The following is an 18870-nucleotide window of genomic DNA, read 5'->3' as shown; positions in this document are numbered from 1 at the left end:
ACTGTCCGGGCCCGCGCGGTCGGTCCCCGCGGCCCGGCGCCCGAACCGCGGACCATGTCCCGAATCCCGGACGAACCGGGCGGATCCGTCCGCGAAACGTGACAGCATCCGCGGAACAGGACAAGGCCCGGAGCCGCCCCCACACTCGAACAGCAGACGATGCCCCGAATCCCGGACGAACCGGGTAGATCTACCCGCGAAACGTGACTGCATCCGTCAAACGGGACGGGGCCCGGAGCACCCCGATAGTCTTCTTCCCCGGGACTCATCAGGGGGACGCATGTCAGTTGGTCTGCTCGCCGTCGTCGACGACATCCTCAGCGCGGCACTGAAGGCGTCGGCCAAGGCGGCCGGGGTGGTCATCGACGACGCCGCGGTGACGCCGCAGTACGTGCAGGGCATCACCCCGGCGCGAGAGCTCCCGGTGGTGGGGAAGATCGCGCTCGGGTCACTGGTGAACAAGTTCGTGATCATCATCCCGATCGCCCTCGTCCTCACCGCCTTCGCGCCCGGGGTGCTCCCCTACCTGCTCATCGCCGGAGGCGCCTACCTCTGCTTCGAGGGCGCCGAGAAGGTGCTCGAGTGGTTCGGCTTCCACCACGGCGACGCGGAGCAGGGCGGGCGCGACGAGCGGAGACTGGTGCTCGGCGCCGTGCGGACCGATCTCATCCTCTCCACCGAGATCATGCTCATCTCACTGTCGAACCTCGACCCCGGTATCGGCATCTGGATGACCCTCGGAGCCCTCGCGGTCATCGCCCTGCTCATGACGGGCGTCGTCTACGGTGCCGTGGCGCTGCTCGTGAAGATCGACGACATCGGATTGAAGATGGCCAAGAGCGACGAACGGCGCGTGCGGCACACCGGCGCGCGGATCGTCCGCTCGATGCCCGCGGTCTTCCGGGTGATCAGCGTGGTCGGCACCGTCGCGATGCTCTGGGTCGGCGGGCACCTCGTGCTCGTCAACCTCGGCGAGGTCGGCCTCGTCTTCCTGACCGATCTGCTGCACGGCATCGAGCACCTGCTCGCCCCGCTCGGCGGATTCGTGGCCTGGCTCGGCGAGACCGCCGTCTCCGCGGTGGCCGGCCTGCTCCTCGGGCTGGTGATCGTCGGCATCGTGATGCTCGTCGCCCGCATCGCGGGCAGGCGCGCCGCATTCCACGGGGGCGAGGAGGCACCCCGCGGCGCCCACGGCTGAACCCCGGTAGCCTGGAGGCCGCGAGACGGGGAGGACGATGTTCGACAGCCCTCTCTCGGCATCCGCGTACGAGGTGCTCGAGGTCGCGCCCGGTGTGGACGAGACCGAGCTGCGTCGCGCCTACCGGTTGCGTCTGCGCCGCACGCACCCCGACACGGGCGGCGATGCGGCCGTGTTCGTCCAGGTGCAGCGCGCCTGGGAGCTGATCGGCACCCCCGCCCTGCGAGCCGCCTACGACCGCGGGCACGGCTTCGCGGAGGACACGGCCGCCTGGGACGGCTGGGCACCCGCATCCCGCACGGACACCCGCCCCCGGGCGAAGGCCTATGGCGAGCCGGGCGCCTCCCGCCGGCGGCGCTACGTCTCACTCGTGCAGGAGTGGGCGGGCGCGGAGATCGCCGACCCCTATCAGCCCGCCTTCGTGCGCACCGTGCCCCGCGAGCTGCGGCGCCTGCTCGCGGACGCCCTCGCCGAGGAGGATACCGCCCGCACGATCGCCGAGCTGGGGATGGGCTTCACCGCCTGGCACGACGTCGCGACAGGCCCGGACGCCGACGACCGGCTCGATCACGTCGTGCTGTGCCCATCGGGTCTGTACGGCGTGCGGTCGGCGGACTTCGGAGGCGTCGCGAGGTTCCGCGGCGGGGAGATCGTCGGCCCCGACGTCGGCCCCCGGGCTCCGGTGACGGCGCTGCTGGGCGGGATGCGCGTGATCGCCCGCGCCGCGCGGGTGCGTTTCGGCGGCGCGGTGATCGTGCTCCCCGATGACGACCTCGCCCAGGCCGCGATGTCGTTGGGCGAGGTGCGCGGCGTGCCGGTGGTCGTGGTGCGGCGCAGCGCGGTGCACACGGTCCTGCGCGGCGGCGTGCCCGGGGCGCGCCCCGTCGGGGGCAATGAACTGTTCGACGTGCGCACCCGCCTGCGCCAGGCGGTCTCCTTCGCCTGAGGCCCCTCCGCATCCCGCGCTTCCGCGGGCGCGCTCGCGCCCACACGTCCCGGTGGGATCCCGCCGAGACGCGGGGACATCTGCGCAGGGAGCACACCGGGCCGGCGGGAAGACACCGGGTCGGGAGGCGACGCGACCGGCGCGGCCTTCGGGTCAGACCGCCGCCGTGACCAGCATGAGGGAGCCGAGGAACGACGGCTGCGTGCGCAGCGCACCGTGCCGGGCATCCCAGGCGCCGTCGTCGATGGCACGGCGGAGATCCGCGACGGCCTCCTCGACGCGCGGCGCGGGCACGAAGCTCCACGCGGAGCAGGCCGTCCGCGCCTCGGGGAGAAGCAGCATCTCGGGGCGCCCGTAGTACGCCTCGTTGAAGCCGTCGGTGCAGTCCAGCGGAATGGGAACGGGGGCGACGTCGACCCGGCCGCCGAGCCCTTCGCGCAGGCGGGCGATCGCGGGGTAGCGTCGCCCCTCGGTCTCGATCACCTCGGGAGCGTATTCGGCGAGCCAGAACCGGTCGAGCAGGTCGGGGTCGCAAGTGAGGATCGCGATCGGACCGCGGGTGACGCGGCGGAGCTCGGCGAGCCCGGCCTCGAGATCCGCCCACTGATGCACCGAGAACGTGGTCATCGCCGCGTCGAAGGAGTCGTCGGCGAACGGCAGCGACTCTGCGACCGCATCGACCGCCGGACCCAGGCCCGCGGGACGCTGCGCCCTCATGCTCGCCGAGGGCTCGACGGCCGTGACCTCGAGGTCGGCGGGCTCGTACCCTCCGGCTCCCGCCCCGACGTTGAGCACCGTGCGCGCGTCGCCGAGGGCATCGCGGAGCATCCGGGCGATCCGCGGATCCGGCCTGCGGAAGTCGCTGTAACCCTCCCCGATCACGCCGTAGTCCGCATCTCCTGCGCTGCCGTCCCGCCGCCGCCCGACTCCGTCCATGCTTCGATCCTGGCACCGTTCCCGTCCGGTCCGGTACGTCCCGCGCCCTCGCAGCCCGGTGCGCGCGTGGCCAGGTGCCCGAGTGCCCGGTGCTCTCATGTCCCGGTGCCCTCGCGCCCAGACGCCCGGAACCCTGCGCCTGTAGCGCACCGGATCGGCGCGAACACACCGGATCTTCGATGTCGCCCGGTCGCACGGGGCGGACCCACACGGATCCGGGGGAGGCAGGGAATCGTTCCGGAGACCGTCTACATCGCGACGAGCCTCGAGGTCATCCTCAGCCGGGTCGGCGATCGACATGGCAGGCAGGCGGATGATTGGCCGCTCACCGCGCAGACGGCGGCGGACTACTTCGAGAGGTTCGAGCCGCCGACGGACGGGGAGGGGCCGCTCGAGATCGTCCGCTAGCCCCGACCTCCGAATCGGCTCGCCCTAGGCACGGTAGCCGCGATGCACCTCGGGGTCGAGGCCATGCGCGGCCGCGAGCTTGACGAGGAGGGCGGAGAAGGCCTCCTGCTCCGCGGGGTCGAGGGGGCCGAGCACGTCGGCGTTCTGCCTGGTGGCGGCAGCGCGCAGCGCGCCGAGCATCTGCCGCCCGTCGTCCGTGAGGTCGAGCCGGTGGTGCCGACGGTCCTCCGGGTCCCTCGTCCGCGCGACGAGGCCCGCCCGCTCGAGGGTGTCGACGAGCACGACGACGCGACTCGGCACGGCGCCGAGGCGATCGGCGAGTGCGCGCTGGCTGAGCCCGGGCTGCCGGGCGATGATCCGGAGGACCCCCGCGGACGCCGGCGTGAGCCCCTCGGGCTTGATCAGCTCGGCGAAGCGCGCGGACGCGAAGGCGCCCAGCTGCGACAGGAGGAATCCGGCGCGCTGCGGCCGTCGTGCGTCATTCACCCTGCCAGCATAGCTTGGTTGACAGAATCATTCACACTATGCATCATTATTGTCATGACTGAATTCACCCGCGCTGCCGAGACGCCGCATCGCCGACGCTCGGGCGGCCCTCCGCTCGGACCGCTGGCGATCGTCACGCTCGCGCTCACGGTCGCCGGCGTACTCGTCCTGACGCTCGCCACCGGCTCACCGCCCGATCCGTTCGCCGCCCCCGCCGACGTCGCGGCCTGGTACGCGGCGCACGGCCCCACCATCCGCGTCGGAGCGATGCTGCAGTTCGGCGCCGCAGTGCCGCTCGGCATCCTGACCGCCTCGCTCTACGCCCGCCAGCTGCGGCTCGGGGTGCGCGTGCCCGGGCCGGTGATCGGGCTCTACGGGGGGATCGCCGCCTCCGTGCTGCTCGCCGTGTCCGCACTCGTCACCTGGTCGCTCGCGATGCCCGGGATCGACGCCGAGCCCGTCGTCGCGGCCGCGCTCGCCCGCCTCGCGTTCAGCCTCGGCGGTGTCGGCTACGCGACGGGCGTCGGTCTGCTCGTCGCCGGCGTCGCCGTCCCCGCGTTCATTCTGCGTCTCCTTCCGCGGTGGCTCGCCGCCATCGGCCTCGTGATCGGTCTCGCCGGAGAGCTGTCGTTCCTCTCGCTCGTGTTCGACCCCCTGCAGATGCTGCTACCCGTCGTGCGCTTCGGTGGAGGGATCTGGCTCATCGCCGCCGCGTTCCTGCTCCCCGTGCAACGGGCCCGGCGCGCGCCGGGAAGCCGGGAGGAGTGACGATGGACCCCCTCCTCCTGCTGCGTGAGTCCCTCGTCCTCGTCCACCTCGTCGGTTTCGCCCTGTTGCTCGGCGGCTGGACGGCGCAGGCCGTCCGCCGCGTGCATCTGACGACCACCCTCATCCGCACGGGGCTCGGCATCATGATCGGCTCCGGACTGCTGCTCGCGATCCCCTTCCCCGCCGGCATCCACCTCGACTATCTCAAGCTCGGCGTGAAGCTCGCTGTCGCTCTCGGGATCGGCGCGATGTTCGGCGTCGTCATCACCCGCGAGAAGGCCGGCAGGCCGACGGATGCCGGATTCTGGGCGATCGGCGTCCTCGCGGTCCTGAACGCCGGCATCGCGATCTTCTGGCACGGAGCCTGAGCACGCTCCTCTCCTCGCCTTCCCGCATTCCGAACCGGGGAAGGCCTCTGCGTCACCGCCACAGCCAGCGGAGCGCATCCGGCAGCAGCACGCCGCCGTGGTTGGGGCTGTGTCCGCCGTCGCCGACGACGAGACGGGCGTCGCAGCCCGCGCGCATCAGGGCCGCCGCCGTCTCGAGGTTCTCCGCGAACCAGTTGCCCTCCGCCGCGTTCCATCCGATGTCGCGGTGCGCCGCCTGAAGGAACACCCGAAGCGATCGCGGCGGCGTCTGCCGGATGAGCCCGGGATAGGGGTTCCCACCCGGTATCTGCGCGAAGCTCGAGTTGAAGATCACGGCCTTCCCGATCGCGTCGGGGCGCAGCCAGGCCGCGGTGAAAGCGGCATCCCCGCCGGAGCTCCCGCCGCAGATGCCCCGACGGCCGGGCTCGTCCGCGAGCGCGCTCCCCTCCGCCACCCGTGGAAGCACCTCGTCGAGGAGGAAGGACGCGTACCGATCGTCGAAGGCGTCGTACTCCGCATTGCGGTTCTTCGGCTCCGCCGCCCCCGGGAACACCCCCGGATCGACGAACACCGAGACCATCGGGGGCACCGCCCGCTCATGGGCGAGGTTGTCCAGCACGACCCCGGCCCGCACGGCGCCCTCGGGGTCGAGATACCACCAGCCGTCGTTGAAGAGCATGACGTCCGCGGGGGCCGCGTGGTCGTGACCCTCCGGGGTGTGCACCCAGACCGTGCGCACGGTTCCCGGATAGGCCTGAGGATCCGCCACCTCGAAGGTGCGGATCGCACCGGGGACGACGCCCTCGCGGCGTTCGGAATCCGGACCATAGGCGTAGTCGACCGGATCGTCGTCCACCGGGATCGCCCGGAAAGGGATGTCGTCCGTCATTGCCGCCCCGTCCTCCGTGGTGGATGCCGTGGGGACGAGCGTAGTCGGTCCGGGCGAATCGAGGAGACGGGCCTCTGCGCGATAGCGTGAAGATCATGCGTCGCATCCTGAAGCGCCATGGAAAGCTCATCGCCGGCATCGCGGCGGCGATCCTCACGGTACTGGCCTGCATCGGCGGATACTCGTTCGCACTGTCCGCGGATCTCATCTCCTGGGACTGCGGCGGCGGAAGCTGCGCGACGAACGACCTGCGGAGCATGGGTCTGACCGTGGCGATCCTGGGAGCGATCGCAGCCAGTGTGCTCGGCATGTACGCGGTCGGGCTGCTGGCACCGGCGGTCGCGCTCGCGGCGACGGCCTTCTGGTTCCGCCGGGGGCTCGACGACGCCGTCGCCGCGGGCAACTCCCGCGCCGAGACGCTCGGCGCCCCGATGACGATGACCGTCGTCGTCTTCGTGGTCGCCGGGCTCTGCCTCGTGGGGTGGATCGTGATGAGCGTGGCGAACCTCCGGTACCGCGCGCGGCTGCGGCGCCACCGGGAGACCCGGGCGGCGGAGCACTGACCGGCGGCATCCCACGGGGCTATGCTCTTCGGGCGCGGAGACATCGAGAGATCGGCTGGACATGGCATCGCACCCCACCCCCGCGACGGACGACACGGGCCCGTTCTTCCACGGCACCAAGGCCGACCTCCGGATCGGCGATCTGCTGACGGCCGGCTTCCGGTCGAACTACCGGCCCGAGGTCGTGATGAACCACGTGTACTTCACCGCCCTGCCCGACGGCGCCGGCCTCGCCGCCGAGCTCGCGGCCGGGGACGGGGCGCCGCGCGTGTACGAGGTGGAGCCCACCGGCGCATTCGAGGACGATCCGAACGTCACCGACAAGAAGTTCCCGGGCAACCCCACCCGCTCCTACCGGAGCAGCGAGCCCCTGCGGATCGTCCGCGAGGTCGACGACTGGACGCGGCTCGCCCCCGAGGCGCTGCAGGGGTGGCGCGACCGCCTGACCGCGATGCACGCGGAAGGCCGCGGCGAGATCATCAACTGACCCGGCCGCCCTCCTCGCCCGCGCCGGATCCGTCGGCGTCCAGATCGTCGAGCACCTCGAACGGTGACTCGACCTCCCCGCGCCATGCCTCCACTCCCTCGCGGATCGCGAGCAGCGCGACGACGAGGGCGGCGACGGCGTCGGCCCACCACCATCCGAAGAGCGCGTTGAGCAGCAGCCCGAGGAACACCGCCGCGGAGAGGTACACGCACAGGAGCAGCTGCTTCGCATCGGCCTGCACACTGCGCGAACCGAGCTCGCGCCCCGTGCGGAACTCGGCCCAGGCGAGCACGGGCATCACGATCAGACTGATCGCGGTCAGCGCGAGACCGAGGGGACTGCGCTCCGCGGCATCCACTCCGGTGAGCGCCCGGACGGCCTCCACCCCCACGTAGGCGGCGAGCGCGAAGAACGCCACCCCGATCGCGCGGACCGTCACCCGCTCCCAGCGCTCCGGATCCCGACGGCTGAACTGCCACGCGACCGCGAGCGCGGAGAGGACCTCGACGACGGAGTCGAGCCCGAAGCCGATGAGCGCGGCGGATGAGGCCAGGACGCCCGCGATGACGGCGATGACCGCCTCGATCACGTTGTACGCGATCGTGATCCCCACGATCATCCGGACTCGGCGGTGCAGGACGGCGCGACGCGCCTCGTCGATCCCGCTCACTCGGGGGATCCGCCGCCCGGCGCCGTCGCACAGCAGGCGACCGCGCACTCGGGATCGAGGCAGGGGGCGTCCTGGTCGACGGCGAGGGTGACGTCCAGCAGCGAGCGGAGGGCGCCCGCGAGGTGCGGGTCCGAGATCTCATAGCGGGTCCGACGGCCCTCCGGCTCCGCGACGACGATCCCGCAGTCGCGGAGGCACGCGAGATGGTTCGAGACGTTCGTCCGCGTGAGACGGAGCTCTCGTGCGAGCTCCGCCGGGTACCCGGGCGCCTCCATCAACGACAACAGGATGCGCGAGCGGGTCGCATCGGCCATCGCCCTCCCCAAGCGGTTCATGGCGTCCAGTCGCGTCGCAATGGTCAGCATGCAGTGACTATACAGTGGATGCTGTCCTTTTATCACCCCCACGGCGCCTGGACCGGTGTGAGCGCATGTGGTTCCATGGACCGCATGAACGGGACCCGGAGGGACCTGTCGCGACACGGGTCGGCCGCCATCGTCGTCGTCACGACCATGCTGCTGCTCGCGGGCTGCGGCGCCGCGGCGCCCGGCTCGGCATCGGACGTGTCCGCCACCACGCCGACCGCCGCCTGTCCGCAGGTGGAGGGAGCGGAGCTGCCCCCGGAGTGCGCGCCCTATGATCCCGAGAACGCGATGGCACAGAACGACCGGTATCGCGAGCGGATCGGCATCTCTGCGGAGGCGCGGGCCGCGGCGGAGAAGTCGATCGAAACGGTCCGCCCGAGACTCGAGGCGCTGCGCACGGATGGGAACATCTCACCGGATGCGGTGAAGGCCATCATGACGGAGGCCGGCCTCCGCGACGTCCAGCTCATCGGCGACGAGCGCGGCGTCGCCTTCGGGGTCGCCGCGCCGGCCGGCGGTTGCGTCTACGGCGAGGTGTCCCCGCGGGAACTCCGGATCGACGCCGGCGGCTACATCCAGGACGGAGGATGCCTCCCGGCCCAGTGATCCGCCGGATCCGGATCGGCCGCGTCACTTCTTCTCCCTTCCTCACTCCTCATCTATTGACAGGCGTGGCTGTCTCGCCGCGCCCACCAAGGGGAAGAGAGAAAGCATGGAGAACCACCACTCGGGAGACGTGCCGGTGCCGGGCGTGAACGGGGTCACCCGTCGCACCGTGGTGAGGTCCGCGGCATGGGCCGTCCCGGTCATCGCGGTGGCCTCGGCGGTGCCGCTGGCGACGGCGTCCGGACCGATCGTGATCACGCCGATCAGCGGCCTGCAGTTCGTGGGCGCGTGCACCGAGGCGCAGAATCTCAGCTTCACCGTCGCGAACGACACCGGCGCGCCCCTCGCGGGCACACAGGTCTCGATCACGCTGCCCGCCGGCTGGCGCTGGGCCGACGGCACGACGGGAGCGAAGGTGTTCGCGTCGGACGTCGACGGGGTCGTCACGGTGGCGGGTGCGATCGGAGGACCCGCCCCGAGCACGGGTGCGATCGTCGGGTCGGTCGTCCCGTCCGGGCCCTCGGCGACGATCCCCGTGCAGGTGACGGGCACGATCGCGCGGGAAGTCCGCCGCGGCGGTACCGGCGCGACGATGCCCACCCGCGACATGGGCGGCATCCCGACGGGATCGACGGCGATCGCCTGGAACGTGTTCCTCGGCCCGGACGGCACTCTGTACACCTTCCACCGCGACTCCGGGTACTCCGTGCTGGACACCGGCGTCGTCGAGGTCGCCGCGCACCACTACACGCAGCTGAACCCGGGCCGGGAGATCGACCTGGTCACCTACCTGCTGAGCGACGGCACCGCGAAGACATGGACCTCCGAGGGCGGCGGCAGCCTCACCGGCGTCGTGGTCCGCACCGGGGTCCCCACGGGGACGAAGGTCGTGGGCTGGAACTCGTTCCTCTATCCCAACGGCGACCTGTGGGTGAGCGGCACGAAAGTCGCCAACGGCGTCACCTCGGCCATCGTGCAGCACGAGGTCGACTCCGCGGACACGGTCAACGACTACACCACGTTCGTCACCGCGGCGGGGGTGCATACGGGAAGGAAGAGCGGTGCGGGCACATGGGTCGGCGTATCGAACTTCACGGCACCCACCGCCGACGCCACCGCACTCGGCTGGAACTTCTCGCTGCGACCGAACGGCGATCTGTACTACCAGAATCAGCGAATCGCGCAGAACGTCGTGTCGGCCGAGGCACAGCACACGACACGGAACGCCGGTGAGAGCGACCTGATCACCTACGTCCTCGCCGACGGGACCGGGGTGTCCCGCGCCTTCGGCGTCGGCGCGGGGACGACGACCTTCGCGCAGAACTTCGGTCCTGACGCCAAGGTGGTCGGACGCAACGGCTTCCTCACCGCCGGGGGTGACCTCTACAACGGCAACGAGCTCCTCGACACCCAGGTCGACTCCGCCGACTCGTGGCACGAGCGCGGAGGCCCGGCGCCGTTCAACGAGTACGACTGGTTCGCCTGGACCCGCGGCGCCTCCTGCTGAGGCCGACCACCGCAGACGAGACGCCCCGTCCTCTCCGTGAGGACGGGGCGTCTCGTCTGCGCGGCGGCATGCCGTCGCGCGCCGTCGGAGAACGGTCGGCGATCCCGTCCCGCGAGCCGGGTCGGTGCAGCCCTCGCGTCGCTCCTCGAAACGATGCGGACGCTCGCGGGGAGAGTCCTGGGGCGGGCTGCACCGACTGGGTCCGGAAGGGCAGGGGTCGACACCTCACGGCTCCGTCTGTAAAGAGTCGGGAACGCCGAAAAGTGACGCCCCGAGCCTGAGCCCGGTCCGTCGTCGCGCCCTCCGTCCGCGCCTCAGGGGTCCGTGACGGTGAACGTCATGCCCTCGGCCCCGGGCCCCCAGGGATCGTGGCGCGGGACGCCGGCTCACCGCCGGCTGACGGTGATGCGCGTCGTCGCGCCCCCGACGAGCTCGGTCGGCCCCTCGACCAGCGCATAGCCGTCGGGCGCCTCGTACCGGCCGGTGAGCGCCGGGGCGAGGGTGATGTCGTGATGCACCAGGTCGCCCTCGCGCTGCCATCGGGACCGCACCTCGCCCGCCACCGTGGTGTGCGAGGCCTCCGCCCATCCGAGACGGTCGAAGTAGTACGGGGCGACGCGGATGCGCGCCTCGACCCCGACGCTGCGGGCGTCCAGACCGGCGACGCCCTCGAAGAGGAACTCCCCGATCGCGCCCAGGGCGCAGTGGTTGAAGGAGTTCATCTCGGCGGTGGACATCGTGCCGTCCGACGCGATGCCGTCCCACTTCTCCCACACCGTCGTCGCCCCCATCGCCACCATGTGCTTCCACCCGGGCATCTCCTCGCGCAGCAGCAGCTCCTCCGCGAGGTCGGCGTGACCGGTGGCGGCGAGGGCAGGGACGATGTGCTCGGAGCCGTGGATGCCCACCGTCACGTGTCCGAGCTCGCGCACCTTCTCTGCCAGACGGTCGGCAGCACGGATCAGATCGTCGCCGCGGAGGATCCCGTAGCCGATCGCCTGGGCGTAGACCGTCTGCGTGTCCCCCTCGATGCGCCCGTCCGCATCGACGAAGGCCGCGACATAGGCGGCACGGATCTCGTCGGCACGGCTCCGCGCATCCGCCGCCTCGTCGGCGCGGCCCAGCGCCTCGAGGATCTCGGCGTACTGGTCGTAGGAGCGGATCGTGTGCGCCGTGGCCACCACCCGCTTGGAGCTCGTCGACCGCGCACCCGTGTAGGCGTATCCCGGATGCGGCGGCTCGGACGGGTCCTCGGGCAGCGACAGCCAGTCCGAGAAGTCGGACCCCACCCGCTCGACGCGGATGCCATCGGGGTTGGCGTCGTCCACGAACCGGAGGTAGCGGGCGATGTGCGCCGCGTGCTCGGCGCCCGTGGCCAGGTCGCCGTACCGGGTGACGGCGGTGTGCACGAGCCGCACGTAGCCGTCCGCCCATCCGGGGGCGCCGTCGCGCTCCGTCCCGGGCGGGACGGGCGGGACGTACGAGAGGATCATGCCGTCGTCGGCCTGCGAGTCCGCGGCGTCCCTCGTGAACTTCGCGAGGAAGGCGGCCGTGTCGAACTGATACGCGGCAGTGCGGGAGATCACGCCCGCATCGCCGAGCCAACCCAGGCGCTCGTCGCGCTGCGGGCAGTCGGTGATCACCTCGATGAAGTTGTCCCGCACCGTCCAGGCCACCATGTCCGCGACGGCGGTGAGCTGCGGATCGGAGCAGGAGAACCGTCCCGCTTCCGGGAGTCCGGTGATCGCGACCCCGGTGATCTCCACGTCGTCGGGCACCCGCAGCGCGTCATAGGGCACCTCGGGGGCGATGCCCCACACCTCGGCGTAGCGGAAGCCGTGCAGGGTGTGGCGCGGCTCGAGGGTGTGCGTGTCGCCGTCGCCGGTCGTGTAGCGGTCTTCCTGGAAGGCGCCGCGGAGGTTGTCCCGCCAGACGAGGTCGTCCTCGCTGAGCCGCTCGCCGTGCCGGATGAGCACGTCCGCCTTCGGCAGCGTGCGGGCGCGCAGACGCGTCCAACCGACCATGTTCTGCCCGAAGTCGTAGACGGCCGGCCCGCGCGCGTGTGCGCGCACCAGCGCGCCCGGGAACTCGGCATACCGCCCCGGCGCATCGTGGGGCTGCGGGGTGATGGGCACGTCGATGTCGCCGCGCTCGGTCGCGGCGGCCCACGACGCGTCGTCGAACCCTGTGCTATCCCACCCGGTCGGATGCTGCCGCAGGTCGTGGCTCTCGCCCACGAGCAGGTCGCTCGCGAGCACCTCGCCGTAGCCCTGCGTCCATCCGGAGTCCGAGGCGAGGACGACCACGCCGTCCGCCTCCAGCTGGACGCGCACGGCGGGATGCTCCCCGTAGAGCGCGGGCTCGCGCTGCAGGCCGAGGCGGCCGGCGTACCATCCGCGGGCCAGCTCGACCGCAACGACGTTCTCCCCCTCGTGCAGCAGGGCTCCGACGTCGAACGTCTGGTGGAGCACCCGGAACCGGTAGTCGGTCCAGCCCGGCCGCAGCAGCCGATCCGCGGTGACGTCGGTGCCGTTCACCCACAGGCGGTACACGCCGAGGGCCGTGGCGTAGACCCGGGCGTGTGCCGGCGCCGCGGCGAGCGTCATCCGACCGCGCAGGAGCGGCGCCGGATCCCAGTTCTCCCGACGGAACTCCTGCAGCGGTCCGGAGATCCAGCGCGCGGTCCAGTCGGCCTCGTCCTCCAGCCCGATCTCGAACGGATGCGGACGGCTGGTGACCGTGCGCCCGCCCGCGGCGCGCACGGTCACGGTGAACCAGGCGCGATCGCGCGACGACAGCTCCACCCCGTCGTAGCGCGCGACGGAGCCGACGACGCCGTCGCGGCGCCAGAGCAGGTCTCCGCGTTCCAGCGCCTCCGGGCTCCGCGCGACGCGCACGTCGGCGCCGGCCGCAACGGGCTCATCGCCGGAGACGCGCCAGGAGAGCATGACGCCCCGGCGGGCCGGGATGCCCATCGCCTCGTCCAGATATCCCGCCCTGAGATCGATGTCGAGCGCCACGTCTTCTCCCTTGAAAGCCGAAGTTGTCCCATAAGTGATGGTAGATGACCAACTATTTGCGGACAATCCCCGATTCTTCTGCCAACATATATGACATGTTTGCCATGATGGCGAGGAGGAGCCGATGCGCGACGACGAACTCCCGGGGCTGGATCCGGTTCGGCTCCGGGCATGGCTCGACACCCGTCATCCCTCGCTCGCCGGCGGGCCCCTCCAGGCACGGCTCCTCGTCGGCGGGCTGAGCAATCTCACCTTCCGTCTCGACGACGGCGAGCATCGATGGGTGCTGCGCCGCCCGCCGCTGGGCCACGTGCTCTCCACCGCCCACGACATGCACCGCGAGCACCGGATCATCGCCGCGTTGAAGGACACGGGCGTGCCCGTGCCCGAGACCCTGCTCGCAGCGGACGACCCCGACGGCGAGGCCGGCGTCGGGGCGCCGTTCTATCTGATGGAGTTCGTGGAGGGAGAGACGCTGAACTCCCCGGCGGACAACGCCGGCCGGGATCCGCGATGGATCGCGGACCTCGCGCCGGCGCTCGTCGAAGTGCTCGCCGCCCTGCACGCCCTCGATCCGCTGCCTCTCGGCCTCGGCGACTTCGGGCGACCCGCCGGGTTCCTCGAGCGCCAGGTGCGTCGCTGGGGTCGCCAGCTGGACCAGTCCCGGAGCCGGCCGCTGGGCGAGCTCGACGAACTGGCCGCGCGCGTCGCGGCGATCGTGCCGGATTCCGCCGGGGTGTCGATCGTGCACGGCGACTTCCGCCTCGACAACACGCTCATGGCCACGGTGCAGGGGCGCCCGCGGGTTGCCGCCGTGCTCGACTGGGAGATGTCGACCCTGGGCGATCCCCTCACCGACCTCGGGCTGCTCGGCGTCTACTGGAGCCTCCACCGCATCCCCGAGGCGGCGCGGTCCCCACTCGCCTCCGCGATCGATCCGGCCGCCGGCTACCCGCCCTTCGAGTCCCTGGTCGACGACTACGCGCGGCTCCGGGGCATCCCGGCCCCCGACGTGTCGTGGTACGTCGGATTCGCCTCCTACAAGCTCGCCGTGATCCTGGAGGGGATCCACTACCGGCACACCCAGGGGCTCACCGTCGGCGCAGGTTTCGACACCGTCGGCGCGCTCGTCCCCGCACTCGCCCGCTTCGGACTCGACGCCCTCACGCAGAGATAGGACACCGATGGACTTCGCCTTCGACTCCCGCACCCAGGGGCTCATCGCCGAGCTCGAGAGCTTCCTCCATGAGGAGGTGTACCCGGCGGAGCCCGTCCTGGAGAGGGAGCTCGCCGCGAACCCCGACTCCTGGCGGCCGCAGCCGGTCGTGCGCGCGCTGCAGGAGAGCGCCCGCGCGCGCGGGCTCTGGAACCTCTTCCACACCGGCGAGGGCGGCGCCGGGCTCACCAACCTGCAGTACGCGCCGCTCGCCGAGCTCAGCGGCCGCAGCCTCAAGCTGGCGCCCGCCGCGATGAACTGCGCCGCGCCCGACACCGGCAACATGGAGGTGCTCGCCCGCTTCGGCACGCCCGCGCAGAAGGAGCGCTGGCTCGTACCACTGCTCGAGGGACGGATCCGCTCGGTGTTCTGCATGACCGAGCCCGACGTCGCCTCCTCCGACGCGACCAACGTGGCGACGCGGATCCGCCGCGACGGCGACGAGTACGTCATCGACGGACGCAAGTGGTGGAGCACCGGGGCGATGAACCCCGAGGCCGAGATCTTCATCGTGATGGGCAAGACCGATCCCGACGCCGACCGCCACGTCCAGCAGAGCCAGATCCTGGTCCCGCGGGACACACCCGGCCTGACCGTGGTGCGCCCGCTCAGCGTCTTCGGCTACGACGACCGCGATCACGGCGGACATGCGGAGGTCCGCTTCGACGGGGTGCGGGTGCCGGTGTCCCACCTCATCGGCGGCGAGGGCGACGGCTTCGCGATCGCGCAGTCGCGCCTCGGCCCCGGACGCATCCACCACTGCATGCGCGCCCTCGGATCCGCCGAGCGCGCCCTCGAGCTCATGAGCGCCCGGGCGGCGGAGCGGTCGACGTTCGGCCGGCGGCTGGCCGACCACGGCGTCGTCCGGGAGTGGATCGCGCAGGCCCGGGTGTCGATCGAGGCGAACCGTCTCCTCGTGCTCAAGGCGGCCTGGCTGATGGACACGCAGGGCAACCGCGCCGCGCACTCGGCGATCCAGGCGATCAAGATCGCGGTCCCGCGGGCGGTGGAGGAGATCATGGACCACGCCGTGCAGCTCTTCGGCGCCGCCGGTGTCTCCGGGGACACCCCGCTCGCGGAGATGTTCGCCTCCATCCGCACGATGCGCATCATCGACGGGCCCGACGAGGTGCACCTCTCGGCCCTCGGGAAGGCGGAGGTGCGGGCGCAGACCGGCGCCTGAGCGGGCGGGACGGGCGAAGGGGTCCGCAGGCGAATGCCCGCGGACCCCTTCCGATCCCGCTCTCGGAGGCCTCAGCCGGAGTAGGCGGCGTCCATCTCCTTCAGCACCTGATCGACGCTCGACTGGCCGCCGACGAGCAGCTGCGCCTGCTCCATCAGCACGGTCGCCACCTTCGCGTTGGGCCAGAGCTGATCGTCGAAGGGGTGGATCCGTCCGCTCTCCACGAACGGCATGATCTCCTTCAGCGACGCCGGCGTCTCGAAGGCGTCGGAGTCGATCGCCGGGAGCGCGTTCTGCAGCCTGGCGACCTCGGCCATCACGGCGTCGGAGCCCAGGTACTCCATGAACAGCTTCGCGGCCACGGGGTTCTTCGCCTTGGCGTTGATCGAGTACCCGCCCGATCCCCCGGCGGAGATGTAGGTCTCATCCGGATCGTCCGTCGCCGGGAGCGCGTGGAACGCGAACGTCGTCCCCTTCGGCGCCGCCGCGGCGAGCGCGGCGAACGTGGAGGTCACCGACGAGATCGCCAGCGCGTCTCCCTTGGCGACGAGACCCGTCGCCACCTCGTAGGAGGTGCCGAGCGGCTCGGGCTGCCAGCACCCCGCCTTCTGCATCTCGACCACCTTCTTCCAGACCTCGGTCCAGGCCGAGTCGGCGAAGGTGGCGCTGCCCTCGGCCTGATCGGCGGTGAAGGTCGAGCCCTTGCCGTACACGAGCGTCGCCGAGAGGGGGAAGGCGAACAGCTGGTTGTTCCAGGCGGTCTGCGCACCATAGGCGTAGGCGACCTTGCCCTTGGCCTTCGCGTCGGAGCAGAACTTCAGCACCTCGGTCCAGGTCGTCGGCGCGGTGAGCCCGACCTCGGCGAGAGCGGTCTCGTTGTAGATGCCGCCGATCGCGCCGAGGGACAGCGGCAGCACGTAGCGCTTGCCGTCCATGCTCGTGGTCTGGTCCATCGCCTTCGGGATCCTGGCGCTGAAGCCCAGATCCGACATGTCGGCGAGGAACCCTCCCGGCACGAGGTTCTCCATGGCCGTCGGCGTGCCGTTGCCCGGGTACGTGGTGAAGATGTCCGGTGCGGTGCCGGCCGCGAGCTGGGTGCGCAGCTGGGTGTGCAGAGCCGCGACGTCGACGAACTCGAGCTGCACGTCGATGTCGGGATGCTCCTTCTCGAACGCCTCGACGATCTGCGGGAGCGAGCTCTGGTAGTTGGGGATGCTCGCGATCTTGAGGACGCCCTTGCCTGACGGGTCCCCTCCGGGGCCGGCGTCGCTCGTCCCCGGTGTGCAGGCGGTGAGGGCGAGGGCGGCGGCTGCGATGCCGGCGCCGAGTGCGATGAGGCTTCGTCGCTGTGCCATGTCGGTACTCCTTGTCTGTGTGTCTTGTGACATCGCTCCCCGGCGGGGGCGATGTCGGCGGTGTCGGGTTTTCCAGTGAGGGAGGGGGGTCGGGAGGCGGGTCAGCCCTTGAGGCCGCTGGCGAAGCCCTTGATGACCGACTTCTGCAGCACGAAGAAGGCGATCAGGATCGGGGCGACGCCGATGACGAGGCCGGCGAAGATCATCGGCCAGTTCGTGACGTACTGGTCGACGAACCCCATGATCGCCACGGGCACCGTCTCGTTGGATGTGCCGCTGAGGTAGAGCAACGGGGTGAGCAGGTCGTTCCACACCGTGATCGCGTTGAGGATGATCACGGTGCCGGTGATCGGCCGCAGCAGCGGGAAGACGACGCGCCAGAACGCGTAGTTCACCCCCGCGCCGTCGAGCCAGGCGGCCTCCTCGTAGTCCGGCGGGATCGAACGGAGGAAGCCGGAGTAGAGGAAGATCGAGAAGGGCATCTGCGATCCCACGTAGAAGAGCACGAGGGCCCAGAGATTGCCGAGCAGCCCGATGTCGCGCATTGTGAAGTACAGGGGCACCATCGCGATCTGGAACGGCAGCAGCAGCCCCACCAGGAACACCCAGAACAGCACGCTGGAGAAGCGGGACAGGACCCGCACGATCGCGTAGGCCGCCATCGCCGAGCCGAGGACGAGCAGGGCGACGCTGACCACCGTGATGAACAGCGAGTTCAGCAGCGCGCCCGCCATGCCGGCGCTCGCCCATGCGGCGGAGTAGTTCTCGAACGTCATCTGGGACGAGGGCACCAGCGGCGAGGTCTGGTCGTTCTGCGCGCGCAGCGAGATGTTGATCATGACGTACAGCGGCAGCGCGAACAGCACGCCGACGACGATCATCACGGCCTCGAGCACACCGCTGCGCCAGGTGTAGCGGTTCATCGCTGCTCCCTCTTGATCAGAGCGCGGTACTGGATGAGCGAGATCGCCGTGACGATCACGAGCAGCAGCAGACCGAGCGAGACGGCCTTGCCGAAGTCGCCGTAGGTGAAGGCCTCACGGAACATCAGGGTTGTGAGCGTGTTGCTCAGACCGCCCGGTCCGCCGCCGGTGAGCGACCACACCTGGTCGAACAGCTTCAGCGCGCCGATCATGCTGAGCATCACGTTGATCGTGATCGCCGGCGCGAGCAGCGGGAGGACGACGTGGCGGAACCGGCGCACCGGCCCCGCGCCGTCGACGGCCGCCGCCTCGACCAGCTCCTCCGGCACGGCCTGGAGGCCGGCGAGGAAGATCACCATCGAGTACCCGGCGAACTGCCAGATGAGGATGAAGACGACCGAGCAGATCGCGAGCGTCGGATCGCCGAGCCAGGTCTTCGCGAACGCGCCGAGCCCGACGCCGCGCAGCAGCGCGTTGACCGGACCGTCCGGGGCGAGCATGTACTGCCACAGGTAGCCCACCACGACCGGGGTCATCACCGCCGGCGCGAAGATGAGCACCTTGAGGAAGTTGCGTGTCTTGATCTTGGAGTTCAGGGCGACGGCGAGCGCGAGTCCGAGGATGTTCTGCACCACGGTGAAAGCCACGGCGATCACGACGGTGTTGATCAGCGCCCGCTGCGCCTGCGCGTCGCGCAGCACGGCGCCGATCTTCTCGAAGCCGACGAACCGGAAGTCCGGGCGGAGCCCGTCCCAGTCGGTGAAGGCGTACACCCCGCCCTGGATCGTCGGGGCGAGCACGACGAAGGCGTACACCACGAGCGCCGGCAGCGCATAGAGCAGGAGCGTCCTCGGCAGCAGCCGCCGGCTCCGGCGCCTGCGCGCGGTCTGGATGGTGGTGGTCATCCGCAAACTCCTCGTCGAGTCCTGCCGCGTCCGCGGCTGAGGCAAGTGGTCAAAAGCTGGCGAGCGTCCGG

At 70.9% G+C, this 18870-nt stretch carries 19 protein-coding genes; 10 read left to right on the top strand and 9 right to left on the bottom strand.

Annotated features, from left to right (window positions below):
• Positions 1-280 precede the first annotated feature (280 nt).
• Together ABWO84_RS03670 and ABWO84_RS03665 are read left to right on the top strand one after the other, a co-directional pair.
• On the top strand, positions 281-1198 hold the full coding sequence (locus ABWO84_RS03670; RefSeq protein WP_353112646.1) for a DUF808 domain-containing protein: 918 nt from the start codon (positions 281-283) through the stop codon (positions 1196-1198).
• Positions 1199-1235: 37 nt separating this feature from the next.
• A complete protein-coding gene (locus ABWO84_RS03665; RefSeq protein ID WP_353112645.1) occupies positions 1236-2144 on the top strand; it encodes a J domain-containing protein in 909 nt (302 codons plus the stop codon).
• A 153-nt stretch (positions 2145-2297) separates the two neighbouring features.
• Here the strand turns inward: ABWO84_RS03665 and ABWO84_RS03660 are convergent, their stop codons facing one another.
• Positions 2298-3080 carry a class I SAM-dependent methyltransferase gene (locus ABWO84_RS03660; protein ID WP_353112643.1) on the bottom strand — a complete coding sequence of 261 codons (783 nt, stop codon included), beginning with the start codon at positions 3078-3080 and terminating at the stop codon, positions 2298-2300.
• Between the two features lie 432 nt (positions 3081-3512).
• Positions 3513-3974, bottom strand: coding sequence for a MarR family winged helix-turn-helix transcriptional regulator (locus tag ABWO84_RS03655; protein ID WP_353112641.1), 462 nt, complete (start codon positions 3972-3974; stop codon positions 3513-3515).
• A 54-nt stretch (positions 3975-4028) separates the two neighbouring features.
• On the opposite strand from ABWO84_RS03655, the gene ABWO84_RS03650 reads away from it, so the two are divergent.
• Positions 4029-4742, top strand: coding sequence for a hypothetical protein (locus ABWO84_RS03650; RefSeq protein WP_353112639.1), 714 nt, complete (start codon positions 4029-4031; stop codon positions 4740-4742).
• Between the two features lie 2 nt (positions 4743-4744).
• The gene (locus tag ABWO84_RS03645) at positions 4745-5110 is read left to right on the top strand and encodes a Fe-S protein (RefSeq protein WP_353112637.1); all 366 of its coding nucleotides are present in this window, start codon (positions 4745-4747) and stop codon (positions 5108-5110) included.
• Between the two features lie 52 nt (positions 5111-5162).
• On the opposite strand, the gene ABWO84_RS03640 is transcribed toward ABWO84_RS03645, so the two are convergent.
• A complete protein-coding gene (locus ABWO84_RS03640; RefSeq protein ID WP_353112635.1) occupies positions 5163-5999 on the bottom strand; it encodes an alpha/beta hydrolase in 837 nt (278 codons plus the stop codon).
• Positions 6000-6094: 95 nt separating this feature from the next.
• Between ABWO84_RS03640 and ABWO84_RS03635 the strand changes: the two genes are divergently transcribed.
• Together ABWO84_RS03635 and arr are read left to right on the top strand one after the other, a co-directional pair.
• Positions 6095-6562, top strand: coding sequence for a hypothetical protein (locus ABWO84_RS03635; RefSeq protein ID WP_353112633.1), 468 nt, complete (start codon positions 6095-6097; stop codon positions 6560-6562).
• Positions 6563-6623: 61 nt separating this feature from the next.
• Positions 6624-7049 carry an NAD(+)--rifampin ADP-ribosyltransferase gene (gene arr / locus ABWO84_RS03630; RefSeq protein WP_353112631.1) on the top strand — a complete coding sequence of 142 codons (426 nt, stop codon included), beginning with the start codon at positions 6624-6626 and terminating at the stop codon, positions 7047-7049.
• On the opposite strand, the gene ABWO84_RS03625 is transcribed toward arr, so the two are convergent.
• On the bottom strand, positions 7042-7668 hold the full coding sequence (locus tag ABWO84_RS03625; protein WP_353113197.1) for a cation diffusion facilitator family transporter: 627 nt from the start codon (positions 7666-7668) through the stop codon (positions 7042-7044). The genes arr and ABWO84_RS03625 overlap by 8 nt on opposite strands.
• Positions 7669-7715: 47 nt before the next feature.
• The gene (gene cmtR, locus ABWO84_RS03620) at positions 7716-8084 is read right to left on the bottom strand and encodes a Cd(II)/Pb(II)-sensing metalloregulatory transcriptional regulator CmtR (RefSeq protein ID WP_353112629.1); all 369 of its coding nucleotides are present in this window, start codon (positions 8082-8084) and stop codon (positions 7716-7718) included.
• An 84-nt stretch (positions 8085-8168) separates the two neighbouring features.
• Here cmtR and ABWO84_RS03615 point away from each other — a divergent pair, with 84 nt between their 5' ends.
• On the top strand, positions 8169-8690 hold the full coding sequence (locus tag ABWO84_RS03615) for a hypothetical protein (protein ID WP_353112627.1): 522 nt from the start codon (positions 8169-8171) through the stop codon (positions 8688-8690).
• Between the two features lie 106 nt (positions 8691-8796).
• Positions 8797-10197, top strand: coding sequence for a hypothetical protein (locus ABWO84_RS03610; RefSeq protein ID WP_353112625.1), 1401 nt, complete (start codon positions 8797-8799; stop codon positions 10195-10197).
• A gap of 386 nt (positions 10198-10583) precedes the next feature.
• On the opposite strand, the gene ABWO84_RS03605 is transcribed toward ABWO84_RS03610, so the two are convergent.
• A complete protein-coding gene (locus tag ABWO84_RS03605) occupies positions 10584-13217 on the bottom strand; it encodes a family 78 glycoside hydrolase catalytic domain (RefSeq protein WP_353112623.1) in 2634 nt (877 codons plus the stop codon).
• A 124-nt stretch (positions 13218-13341) separates the two neighbouring features.
• Between ABWO84_RS03605 and ABWO84_RS03600 the strand changes: the two genes are divergently transcribed.
• On the top strand, positions 13342-14394 hold the full coding sequence (locus ABWO84_RS03600; protein WP_353112621.1) for a phosphotransferase family protein: 1053 nt from the start codon (positions 13342-13344) through the stop codon (positions 14392-14394).
• Positions 14395-14401: 7 nt separating this feature from the next.
• Positions 14402-15616 carry an acyl-CoA dehydrogenase family protein gene (locus ABWO84_RS03595; protein ID WP_353112619.1) on the top strand — a complete coding sequence of 405 codons (1215 nt, stop codon included), beginning with the start codon at positions 14402-14404 and terminating at the stop codon, positions 15614-15616.
• A gap of 71 nt (positions 15617-15687) precedes the next feature.
• Here the strand turns inward: ABWO84_RS03595 and ABWO84_RS03590 are convergent, their stop codons facing one another.
• From ABWO84_RS03590 to ABWO84_RS03580, 3 genes are all read right to left on the bottom strand, one after another.
• The gene (locus ABWO84_RS03590) at positions 15688-16971 is read right to left on the bottom strand and encodes an ABC transporter substrate-binding protein (protein ID WP_353112617.1); all 1284 of its coding nucleotides are present in this window, start codon (positions 16969-16971) and stop codon (positions 15688-15690) included.
• A gap of 101 nt (positions 16972-17072) precedes the next feature.
• Complete coding sequence (locus ABWO84_RS03585) at positions 17073-17894, bottom strand: carbohydrate ABC transporter permease (RefSeq protein ID WP_353112615.1); 822 nt, start codon at positions 17892-17894, stop codon at positions 17073-17075.
• Positions 17891-18799 carry a carbohydrate ABC transporter permease gene (locus ABWO84_RS03580; RefSeq protein ID WP_353112613.1) on the bottom strand — a complete coding sequence of 303 codons (909 nt, stop codon included), beginning with the start codon at positions 18797-18799 and terminating at the stop codon, positions 17891-17893. The genes ABWO84_RS03585 and ABWO84_RS03580 overlap by 4 nt, the downstream gene beginning before the upstream one ends.
• Between the last annotated feature and the right edge of the window lie 71 nt (positions 18800-18870).

Source organism: Microbacterium sp., assembly GCF_040394595.1.
Taxonomy (GTDB): domain Bacteria; phylum Actinomycetota; class Actinomycetes; order Actinomycetales; family Microbacteriaceae; genus Microbacterium.
Note: the sequence above shows the minus strand (reverse complement) of the source record. Positions and strands in the feature narration are given on the sequence as shown.

What these genes read in the sequence shown, in the direction of transcription:
- ABWO84_RS03670 (WP_353112646.1), top strand. Translation starts at nt 281, where the DNA reads ATGTCAGTTGGTCTGCTCGCCGTCGTCGACGACATCCTCAGCGCGGCA.
- ABWO84_RS03665 (WP_353112645.1), top strand. Translation starts at nt 1,236, where the DNA reads ATGTTCGACAGCCCTCTCTCGGCATCCGCGTACGAGGTGCTCGAGGTC.
- ABWO84_RS03660 (WP_353112643.1), bottom strand. Translation starts at nt 3,080, where the DNA reads ATGGACGGAGTCGGGCGGCGGCGGGACGGCAGCGCAGGAGATGCGGAC.
- ABWO84_RS03650 (WP_353112639.1), top strand. Translation starts at nt 4,029, where the DNA reads ATGACTGAATTCACCCGCGCTGCCGAGACGCCGCATCGCCGACGCTCG.
- ABWO84_RS03645 (WP_353112637.1), top strand. Translation starts at nt 4,745, where the DNA reads ATGGACCCCCTCCTCCTGCTGCGTGAGTCCCTCGTCCTCGTCCACCTC.
- ABWO84_RS03640 (WP_353112635.1), bottom strand. Translation starts at nt 5,999, where the DNA reads ATGACGGACGACATCCCTTTCCGGGCGATCCCGGTGGACGACGATCCG.
- ABWO84_RS03635 (WP_353112633.1), top strand. Translation starts at nt 6,095, where the DNA reads ATGCGTCGCATCCTGAAGCGCCATGGAAAGCTCATCGCCGGCATCGCG.
- arr (WP_353112631.1), top strand. Translation starts at nt 6,624, where the DNA reads ATGGCATCGCACCCCACCCCCGCGACGGACGACACGGGCCCGTTCTTC.
- ABWO84_RS03625 (WP_353113197.1), bottom strand. Translation starts at nt 7,668, where the DNA reads ATGATCGTGGGGATCACGATCGCGTACAACGTGATCGAGGCGGTCATC.
- cmtR (WP_353112629.1), bottom strand. Translation starts at nt 8,084, where the DNA reads ATGCTGACCATTGCGACGCGACTGGACGCCATGAACCGCTTGGGGAGG.
- ABWO84_RS03615 (WP_353112627.1), top strand. Translation starts at nt 8,169, where the DNA reads ATGAACGGGACCCGGAGGGACCTGTCGCGACACGGGTCGGCCGCCATC.
- ABWO84_RS03610 (WP_353112625.1), top strand. Translation starts at nt 8,797, where the DNA reads ATGGAGAACCACCACTCGGGAGACGTGCCGGTGCCGGGCGTGAACGGG.
- ABWO84_RS03600 (WP_353112621.1), top strand. Translation starts at nt 13,342, where the DNA reads ATGCGCGACGACGAACTCCCGGGGCTGGATCCGGTTCGGCTCCGGGCA.
- ABWO84_RS03595 (WP_353112619.1), top strand. Translation starts at nt 14,402, where the DNA reads ATGGACTTCGCCTTCGACTCCCGCACCCAGGGGCTCATCGCCGAGCTC.
- ABWO84_RS03590 (WP_353112617.1), bottom strand. Translation starts at nt 16,971, where the DNA reads ATGGCACAGCGACGAAGCCTCATCGCACTCGGCGCCGGCATCGCAGCC.
- ABWO84_RS03585 (WP_353112615.1), bottom strand. Translation starts at nt 17,894, where the DNA reads ATGAACCGCTACACCTGGCGCAGCGGTGTGCTCGAGGCCGTGATGATC.
- ABWO84_RS03580 (WP_353112613.1), bottom strand. Translation starts at nt 18,799, where the DNA reads ATGACCACCACCATCCAGACCGCGCGCAGGCGCCGGAGCCGGCGGCTG.